Origin of the sequence: Paenibacillus turicensis (assembly GCF_050461185.1) — a bacterium.
GTDB classification, from domain to species: domain Bacteria; phylum Bacillota; class Bacilli; order Paenibacillales; family Paenibacillaceae; genus Fontibacillus; species Fontibacillus turicensis_A.
Genome location: NZ_JBCMOR010000006.1, coordinates 127,505 through 138,960, shown reverse-complemented (window position 1 = coordinate 138,960; position 11,456 = coordinate 127,505). Strand labels below are relative to the sequence as shown.

Here is an 11,456-nt window from a genome sequence, read left to right as displayed (position 1 = left end):
TATGAGTAAAAATTCTAACCGAGTCCAGTATAAAGATTTCAGTGTATGGCAGAATTTTTATGATATCACAAAACAGGAAGAATACTGGAAGAGGGAATTCGCTGGTGAAATCGCAAGGGTAGATTTGAAGACGGATTTCCTCCGTCCTCAAATCCAGTCCTTCAGGGGAGCAAATGTTGTAGCAAAAGTAAATGATTCATTAAGCTTAGGGGTTAAAAATTTAGCCCTAAAGCATGGTGCTACTGAATTTATGGTTACCCTATCTGTATTTATGCTATTATTGGGCAAATATAGTCGCCAAAGGGATATTATTGTAGGCACATCCGTGTCAGGCCGAGTTCATGCAGATACAAAAGGTATGCTGGGGATGTTTGTAAATACCCTAGTAATAAAGGGAGAAGTTTGTCCTGATGATACTTTTGAGCATTTGATTTTAGCTGTGAAAGAGAAGTGTTTACAGGCTTATGACAATCAAGAATACCAATTTGAAGATTTAGTAGAGGCTGTAGAGAAAAAGAGAGATCTTTCAAGAAATCCGATATTTGATTTTATGTTCGGTTTAAAAGAGAAGAAAAAACCAACTGAAATGCAAGGCCTATTAGGCGGGAAAAGTGCATTCATTAAAAGGAAGGTTGCAAAGTTTGACCTATCTGTTTTGATTGAATGTACGTCAGAAGGATATGAAATTGATTTTGAGTATTGCACAGACTTATTTAAACAAGAAACGATTGAATACATGGCACGGCATTATGTAATGTTGCTTGAGGAAGCAGTAATGCATCCAGAAAAAAAGCTTAAGGATTTGCATATGCTTGATATCGAGGAACAAGAAAAGATATTGGTTGATTTCAATGCAACGAATGTGCAATATGCTCAAGATCAAACTCTAGTAAGCCTATTTGAGAAGCAGGTAGAGAAAACAGCAGAAAATATTGCACTCAAATTTGAAGATAAACAGATGACCTATTTCCAACTGAATGAGAGAGCAAATCAGTTAGCGCGTACTCTTCGGCATTTAGGCGTGGTTCCAAATGATTTGGTTGCTTTGGTTACAGAACGTAGCATGGAAATGATTGTAGGAATTTTAGCAATCCTCAAGGCAGGAGGAGCTTATGTCCCCATCAATCCAGAATATCCGGATCATAGAATTGGGTATATGCTTCAGGACAGCAGTCCAAAGATTGTATTGACGTATAAGAATGAGTTGCCAGGGAAGGTAGATATTCCAGTATTAGATTTAGAAGATGAGATTAATTATGCTAATGAAACCGACAATCTTTACCATGTTAACAGCTCCAATGATTTAGCATATTGTATCTACACTTCTGGTACAACTGGTAATCCTAAAGGAGTTTTAATTGAACACCCAAATGCGGTTAATATGTGGGTCACATATGAAGATACGTTTGCATTAAACGATAAGGATACTGTACTGCAATTTGCAAATGTAGCCTTTGACCAAGCGGTGGGTGATATCTTCCCTGCACTTTGTAATGGTGCAGCATTGTGTATTGTGCCAAAGCATCTCACATATGATATGGAAAAATTACAAAAATATATGCATGTAAATAATGTAACAACAGCATCGTTGACACCTAAGGTAATAGAAGGATTATGTGTTGAGGCATTACCAACCCTTCGTTTGCTGGAATCAGGTGGAGAGGCAGGTAATCTAGATAGCTTAAAAGAATGGGCAAAAAAAGTAGAAGTGCTGAACACGTATGGCCCTACAGAGTCTACTGTAAATGCAACTAGCTTTAGAGTGTATCCAGACTCAACTTCAATTACTATTGGACGTCCAATTGCAAATACTAAGGTATATCTTCTAAATGGAATGGAGTTATGCGGGATTGGCATACCTGGTGAGTTATGTATTGCAGGAGACGGATTAGCAAGAGGGTATTTGAATCAACCAGAATTGACGAATCAGAAGTTTATTAGAAATCCTTTTGGTGAGGGAAGACTGTACCGTACAGGAGATTTAGCACGTTGGCAGTCTGATGGGAATATAGAGTATTTAGGTCGAATAGATGAGCAGGTAAAAGTCCGTGGTTACAGAATAGAGTTAGGCGAAATCGAGAGTGTATTAAGAAAACAGAACAAAATTATAGATGCTGTCGTTGTTGTAAAAGAAGTTGAAAGCGATAAAATGCTCTGTGCATATCTGATTGCAGAGAAAGGTCAAGAACTCATCATATCCGAAATTAGAGAAGCAATAAGAGAAGAGATAACGGAGTATATGATTCCTTCCTTTATGATGCAGATCGATGAGTTTCCACTAACGATAAATGGGAAATTGGATAAAGCTAGATTGCCTGAACCAGATATGTTGGAAAGCTTGAAATATATACCACCAAGTAATAAAACGGAACAAGCAATTGTAGATGTATTTGAAGAGATCTTAGGCATATCTCCAATAGGAATAGAGGATAGTTTCTTTGAATTAGGTGGGCATTCGTTAAAAGCAACAACAGCAATTAATGCGATAGAGAAAAAAACAGGAATTCGTTTGCCAGTAAAAGAGATATTTAGTTCACCAACTCCTGCCATGTTGGCGAAAAAGATAGAGGCCGCGGGAGAAGGCGAATATAGTCCAATACCAAAATCAGAGAAAAGAAAAGCTTACCCAGCATCCTCTACACAAAAACGATTGTTTATCCTCGATCAGATGGAAGGCAGTAGTACAGCCTATAATATGGCTTCAGCATTAGAAGTAACAGGGGACCTTGATTTAGAAAAAGTACAGCATGCCATAGATCATCTGATTAAGCGTCATGAGTCGCTAAGAACTAGCTTTGTCATGACAGAAGGCGAAGCATACCAAGTCATTGCAGACGAGGTAGTCTACCAAGTGGAATATGAAGAAACCGACAGTTACAGTGAAGCAGTTATGGAGCAATTTGTACGTCCATTTGACCTCGGAAAAGCACCACTTATGCGTTTTAAAGTAATCAAAGAAAAGAATCATAAGCGCTATATTTTATTATTTGATATGCACCATATTATTTCGGATCATAAGACGTTAAATATATTAATCGAAGATTTCTCACGACTTTATAACGGAGAAAGACTGGAACCACTTGAAATCCAATACAAGGATTATAGTGAATGGATGAGTATTAGAGACTTAGACAGCCAGAGAGACTATTGGAAAAAAGTATTTAAAGACGAGGCACCTGTTTTGGATTTGGTGATGGACTATCCACGTCCAAAGACACAAAGTTACAAGGGAGCACAAGTGTCTATTCAGCTTAATAAAGACCAAAAGGCTGGCATTGAAGGGATAAATAAGCAAGTTGGAACGACGGATTACATGACCTTATTGGCTGTCTTTATGGTAGAGCTACACAAGTATAGCAGGCAACAAGATATAGTGGTAGGAACGCCAATCTTAGGTAGGGTGCATCAGGATACCGAGACGATAGCGGGTATGTTTGTCAATACATTGGCAATGAGAGGATATCCTACGGCAGAAAAAACATTCATACAATTTTTAAGGGAAATCAAAGAGCTCGCTTTGAATGCCTATGAGCATCAAGAATACCCATTTGAAGAGTTGGTAGAAGAAGTACAAGTACGCCGTGAATTGTCACGTAATCCATTGTTTGACGTGATGTTTACGATGCAAAATAACGAAGAAGTTACGCTTACGATGGGCGAAGCCCAAGTACGCATGTTGGGAATTCATTTCATCGATGCAAAATTTGATTTGGATTTACAAGCGACAGCGTATGAAGAGGGGTATGTGTTAGATCTAGTATATTGTACTGATTTATTTACCCAAACTTCAGCAGAGGGTATGCTTGAGCATTTTAAAGTCTTGCTAGATAAGGTAATTGCTAATCCTGAAATGAAATTATCTGAACTAAACATGGTTAGTGAGGAAGAACAACAAAAAATATTAACTACCTTTAACGATACACAGAACGATACACATATGGAATATACAGAAAATGGTGCTCATACCGTAGTAGAGCTATTCGAGAAGCATGTAGAGCAGACACCAGAGAAGATAGCTATCGAATACGAAACGGGAGTCCTTCGTTATGGAGAAGTAAACCGCAAGGCTAATGCGTTGGCAGGGGATCTTATTTCACTAGGTGTCGGGCGAAATGATAGAGTTGCCGTCATAGCTTCACTGGAAGTGGAAACGATGATTGGGATTTTAGGCGTACTCAAGAGTGGAGCCTCCTATGTCCCGATTGATCCAGCAACGCCAAAAGAACGCATAGCGCACATTCTTCACAATGCAGCACCCAAAGTGATCTTAGCTAAAGAGAAGGATATGGAAACAGAACTCCCATTCATCTCTATGAATCTTGAAGACATGAATGAGAAGGACAAAAATCCAGAGTGTACAGTAGAAAAAGACGATATTGCCTACGTGATCTACACTTCAGGAACGACAGGAAAGCCCAAAGGTGTGACGGTGACACGCGGCAATTTGGATCATTATTTGTCTTACGCAAGCCAAGAATATCAGAAGGCAGCTTGTACTACGGCCTTAATTACAAGCTTAAGTTTCGACCTCTCCGTCACTTCCTTGTATTTACCGCTGATTAGTGGTGGATGTCTTCTATTAAAGGGAGGGGACACGGAGGAAAGACTAAGTGTTGCACTACAAGATAATAGGGTAACTTTCCTTAAGCTTACCCCTTCCCATTTAAAGATGCTGGAAACCTATGCAGATGGAGTAGATCTACCGAATTTAGAAACGCTAATTGTTGGCGGAGAAGAGCTGACGACAGATATTGCATGGAAAACGCAAAAGCTATTAGGAGATAACGTCAAGATTCATAACGAATACGGCCCTACAGAGACGACAGTTGGATGCTGTGATTATGTCTATTCTAGTGAAAAGGATAAGGGCTTAAGTGTAGGTATCGGTCATCCCATTAGCAATATGCAGCTATATATACTCAATGAGATGGAGTTATGTGGTGTAGGCATTCCTGGTGAATTATGCATTGCAGGAAACGGAGTAGCGAAGGGGTATTTAAACCAGCCTGAATTAACAGCAGAAAAGTTTATCGACAATCCCTATGGAGAGGGAAAGCTGTACCGCTCTGGAGATTTGGCGAGATGGTTACCTAATGGGGAAATAGAATACCTCGGCAGAATAGATGAGCAGGTTAAAATTCGAGGATATCGGATCGAGTTGTCCGAGATCGAGAGCATTTTAAGAAATCAGGCGGGGATATTGGATGTTGCAGTGATTGCAGTGGAAGCAAATGGGGACAAGCGTATATGTGCATACCTAATACCGACAAGTAAAGAGCAAAAGCTGGAAATGTCTGAAATTAAAAATAATTTGAGAGAAGCTCTACCAGAGTATATGTTACCTAGCTTTATAATGCAGATTGATGTATTGCCACTTACTCCAAATGGTAAGCTGAATGTAAAGGCATTGCCAGAACCGGATGTGTTGGCGGGACAAGAATATATTCCACCAAGAACTAAAACAGAGCAAGTCATTACGGACATATTTGAAGAAATCTTAGGCGTATCTCCAATAGGGATAGAGGATAGCTTCTTTGAATTAGGTGGGCATTCGTTAAAAGCAACGACAGCTATTAATGCGATAGAGAAGAAAATAGGAATTCGTTTGCCAGTAAAAGAGCTATTTAGTTCACCAACTCCTGCTATGTTAGCGAAAAAGATTAAGGATGCGGGAGAAGGCGAATATACTCCAATACCAAAAGCAGAAAAGAGAGAAGCTTATCCAGCATCCTCTACACAAAAAAGACTGTTTATTCTGGATCAGATGGAAGGTAGTAGTACAGCCTACAACATGCCATCAGCATTAGAAGTAACAGGTAACCTTGATTTAGAAAAAATACAGCAAGCAATAGATGAACTGATTAAGCGTCATGAGTCGCTGCGCACTAGTTTTGTTATGACGGAAGGCGAAACGTACCAAGTCATCGCAGAAGAGGTGTTTTACCAAGTAGAGTATGAAGAAACCGACAGCTACAGTGAAGCGGATATGGAGCAATTTGTACATCCGTTTGATATCGGAAAAGCACCACTTATGCGTTTTAAAGTAATCAAAGAAAAGAATCATAAGCGCTATATTTTACTATTTGATATGCACCATATTATTTCGGATCACAAGACTTTAAATATATTCATCGAAGATTTCTCACGACTCTATAACGGAGAGGGACTAGCACCACTTGAAATCCAGTACAAGGATTATAGTGAATGGATGCGTGATAGAAACCTGGAGAGTCAAAGAGATTATTGGAAAGAAGTATTCAAAGAAGAGGCTCCCGTTTTGGATTTAGTGACGGACTATCCACGTCCAAAGACACAAAGTTACAAGGGAGCACAAGTGTCTATTCAGCTTAGTAAAGACCTAAAAGCCGGCATTGAGAAGATAAATAAGCAAATTGGAACGACGGATTACATGACCTTATTGGCTGTCTTTATGGTAGAGCTACACAAATACAGCAGGCAAAAAGATATAGTAGTAGGGACGCCAATCTCAGGTAGGGTGCATCAGGATACCGAGACGATAGCGGGGATGTTTGTCAATACATTGGCAATGAGAGGATATCCAGAAGGTGGAAAAACGTTCTTGCAATTTTTAAGCGAGATCAAAGAGCTTGCTTTGAATGCCTATGAGCATCAAGAATACCCATTTGAAGAATTGGTAGAGGAAGTAGAAGTACGTCGTGATTTGTCGCGCAATCCGCTATTTGACGTGATGTTTACGATGCAGAATAACGAAGAAGTTACGCTTACGATGGACGAAGCCCAAGTGCGCATGATGGGAATTCATTTTATCGATGCAAAATTTGATTTGGATTTACAAGCGACAGCGTATGAAGACGGGTACACATTAGATCTGGTATATTGCACTGAATTATTTACCCCATCTTCAGCACAGGGTGTACTTGAGCATTTTAAAATTTTGCTAGATAAAGTGATTGCTAACCCTGAAATGAAATTATCTGAACTACACATGGTTAGTGAGGAAGAACAGCAAGAAATACTAACTGTGTTCAACGATACGCATACGGAGTATGCACAAGATCATACTGATACGATAGTAAAGCTGTTTGAGAAGCATGCGGAACAGACACCCGACAAGATAGTAATACAACACGAAACGGGAGTCCTTCGTTATGGAGAAGTAAACCGCAAGGCAAATGCATTGGCATGGGAACTAATTGCGTTAGGTGTCCAGCCTAATGATAGAGTAGCCGTCATGGCTTCACTGGAAGTGGAGACGATAATCGGGGTTTTAGGGGTGCTAAAGAGTGGAGCCTCCTATGTCCCGATTGATCCAGCAACGCCAAAAGAACGCATAGCGCACATTCTTAACGATGCAGCACCAAAAGTGATCTTAACGAGAGAGAAGAAGCTGGAAACTGAACTCTCATGTATCACTATGAATTTTGAAAACATGGATGAGAGGGAGCAAAGTCCAGAATATGCCGCTATAAAAGACGATATTGCCTATGTGATCTACACTTCAGGAACGACAGGGAAACCAAAAGGCGTAGTGGTGACAAGAGGGAATTTGGATCATTACTTGTCCTATGCCAATCAAGAGTACCAAAAAGCCGCGTGTACTACGGCCTTAATTACAAGCTTAAGTTTTGACCTCTCCGTCACTTCCTTGTATTTACCGCTGATCAGTGGTGGATGCCTTCTGTTAAAGGGAAGAGACACGGAGGAAAGATTAAAGGTGGCATTAAAGGATAACAGGGTAACTTTCCTTAAGCTTACTCCTTCTCATTTAAAGATGTTGGAAACTTATGTGGACGAAGTGGATCTACCGAATCTCGAAACACTGATTGTTGGTGGAGAAGAGTTAACCACAGATACCGCATGGAAAACGCAAAAGCTATTAGGAGATAACGTCAAGATTCATAATGAATATGGCCCTACCGAGACGACAGTTGGATGCTGTGATTATGTCTATTCTAGCGAAAAAGATAAAGGCTTAAGTGTAGGAATCGGTCATCCCATTAGCAATATGCAGTTATATATTCTCAATGAGATGGAGTTGTGTGGTGTAGGCATTCCTGGCGAGTTATGTATTGCAGGAGACGGAGTAGCGAAAGGGTATTTAAACCAGCCTGAATTAACAGCAGAAAAGTTTATTGATAATCCCTATGGCGAGGGGAAGTTGTACCGCTCTGGAGATTTGGCGAGATGGCTGCCTAATGGGGAAATAGAATACCTAGGCAGAATAGATGAGCAGGTTAAAATTCGAGGATATCGGATCGAGTTGTCGGAGATCGAAAGCATTTTAAGAAATCAGGTCGGTATATTTGATGTCGCAGTGGTTGCGCTGGAAGTAAATGGGGACAAGCGTATATGTGCATACCTAATACCGACAAGTAAAGAGCAAAAGCTGGAGATGTCTGAAATTAAAAATAATTTGAGAGAAGCTCTACCAGAGTATATGTTACCTAGCTTTATGATGCAGATCGATGTATTGCCACTGACTCCAAATGGTAAGCTGGATATAAAGGCATTGCCAGAACCGGATGTGTTGGCGGGACAAGAATATATTCCACCAAGGACTGTAACAGAGGAAGTCATTACGGACATTTTTGAAGAAATTTTAGGGGTTTCACCTGTAGGAATAGAGGATAGTTTCTTTGAACTTGGTGGAGATTCTATTAAAGCGATTAAGGCGGTTTCGAAGTTACGGGAAAAAGGCTATAAGCTCTCTTTCGCAGCATTAATATATCAGCAGACAGCAAGAATGATTGGTGAAAATATTCAAAAGGGACAATTAAATCAAGCTTACGAACAGGGAGAAATTAATGGGGAAAGTTTACTAACTCCGATACAAATACAATTTTTCCTTAATAATCACATAGTACCAAACCATTTTAATCAGGCTTTAATGTTAAGAAGTAACGAGCAGTTTGACATACCTAATTTAAAGACAGCAATTACTGAAATCATTAAACATCATGATGCTTTGAGGAATGTATTTAACGGACAACATCAGATCACGCTGTCTACGGAGGAAAGCAGGTTATACGATTGGGTTGAAAAAGATTTTACAAAAGTGCAAGATGTATCAAAAGAAATAGGGTATGCCAGCGATAAATTACAGTCAAGCATTGATCTTGCTAAGGGGCCTTTGGTAAAAATAGGGCTATTTCATACAAACAGTGGAGATCACTTACTGATTTGTGTACATCATTTAGTTATAGACGGTGTGTCATGGAGAATTTTGTTGGAAGATTTATTCGGTGGATATCAACAACTACAAGAGACAGGTAAAATCACATTGCCACAGAAAACAGCTTCATTCAAGGAATGGGCAGATGCCTTAACACAATATGCTAAGAGTGAAGTGCTCTCAAATGAAATTGCATACTGGGAAAATATATCGAGAAAATCTAATAGTACTGAGACATTCAAGAGTATGCAGACGGCAAGCGGTCAACATAAAAATAAAGTAGTGAAAATCAACTCCGAAACGACCCAAAAGTTGTTGTTTGAAGCAGGAAAGACATACAAAACAGAAATAAATGACTTGTTACTTGCATCACTTTCAATTGCCATAAAACGATGGAGAAGCTCTAATTACCTAACAATTGAAATGGAAGGTCACGGAAGAGAGGAAATAGATAGAGAGATCGTCATCGATCGTACGGTGGGTTGGTTTACAAGTGTATACCCTGTTGTTTTGGAGACAAAGGATACTGTTGAAGAAAGTATTTTTGAGACAAAAAATACATTGAGGCAGATTCCTAATCATGGAATTGGATATGGGATTTTGAAATATCTTGGTGAGCACAATGGACTTGAGGTGAACACAGCAATAACATTTAATTATCTTGGGGAACTGGATAATGAGATAGACAGAATTGAAGGAATATCAATTTCGGAAATGCCATTAGGAAGAAGTATGTCAGACAAAAATTCATCAGGAATGGGATTGTCTCTAAATGGTGCTGTTTTAAATGGAGAGCTTGAATTTGATCTAATCTATGATACTGGATTGTATTCTGACCAAGATGCTCAAACCTTTATGTTGGCATATGAACAAGCAATTAAGGATGTAGTTGAAACGTGTTTAACCAGAAAAGAAACAGTGAAAATGCCATTGGATATTTCATATATTGGTGATTATGGTGATAGTGATCTAAAGTCCATGATACAAGAACAGCTGAATTATTATGGGGATAACTATATAAAAACACGTTCTATTTTAGAATGTCCTGTATTGACAGGGCATGAAGAATTTTTGCGACTCGACACAGAGATTATTAGTGAAGTTATAAGAATAGAAGGAACAGTAGAGAATACTGCTTTATCAGTAAAGAAAATAATTTCTAGTCATGGAGCATTAAGAACAAAAATAAATCAAAATATGACCTATTTAGAAGAATACGATTATTCAGATGAATGGGAAATTCCAGTAATGAAAGGAAACTTACAATTATCTACAGAACAATTTAAAGAAATTGCAAATGAAATGAGTTTTCTAACTGACGGTAAGCTATTATCTAGATTCTTAATTGTAGAATTGGATAGGAATAATTGTATATTGCTGAGTGCAATCCATCATTTAATATGGGATGGAGTCTCACAAGATTTGTTTAAAGTAATGCTTCATGAAACTTTGAACAACAGAGTTAATAATCTCAATCATTATTCTTTTATAGAATATTGCAAAAAGATTAAAAACCAAGTTAATGAACTAGAGCTTTCTAGCAAGCAAGAGTCTAAGATGGTGGAATACATTGAAGTTGCTAAAAAAACAGCTAATTTAGTTTCTCGACAGGATCCTAAAAGGTCTACAGAAATCAATGTAAAACTAAATGAGCTGCAATATCAGAAATTTAGTGAACAACCTATTAATGCAGCAGCAGAATTTTTATCAAGGCTTATGTATAGTGACTTATCTGAATTGGATAACTTGCCTATTTCCGTTTTGACACATAACAGAGATGAATTCAATAAGGGAATGCTGGGCCTAACTTTAAATTTAGACTATTCAATTTATGATATGAAAAGTAAAGTGATAAAACAGATTTTACCAGCATTCGAAAAACTAAGTATCAATCAATCGGCAATTACAGAAAAGTTGATGCTTATAGCACAAAAGTATGGTTTTAATGAGATATCAAAACGTATTCCAATCATTAATTATCAGGGAGTCCTTGATAAGTTTGCAAGCAGAGATGATATATCAGTAGAGAGCATGCTTCTACGAACAGAGTTTATAGATTCTGAAGACTTTGGAGTTAGTATGCATTTCTATATCCAAAATAGTACTCTGATGGCTCGCATTATAGGCATTACAATTGAAAAAGAGCTCCTTAAAAATGTCATGAAACAGATTTAATGTTCTATTTTTACCCATAATCCCCATTACTACGAATGTAGGAGATGCTGTGTGCGTAGGGGATGGGGATTATGGAAGATGTATCATGCCGGATTATGTGCTTGTGCTCGTCATCATGCTCGTGGTG

The 11,456-nt window shown here is 38.6% G+C and carries 1 protein-coding gene; it reads left to right on the top strand.

Annotated features, from left to right (window positions below; all coding sequences use genetic code 11):
- Nucleotide 1 precedes the first annotated feature (1 nt).
- A complete protein-coding gene (locus ABE099_RS11950) occupies nucleotides 2-11,329 on the top strand; it encodes an amino acid adenylation domain-containing protein (RefSeq protein WP_430030892.1) in 11,328 nt (3,775 codons plus the stop codon).
- Nucleotides 11,330-11,456 lie beyond the last annotated feature (127 nt).

Excerpts from the sequence above, each read along its gene's own strand:
- ABE099_RS11950 (WP_430030892.1), top strand. The coding sequence starts at position 2 with ATGAGTAAAAATTCTAACCGAGTCCAGTATAAAGATTTCAGTGTATGG.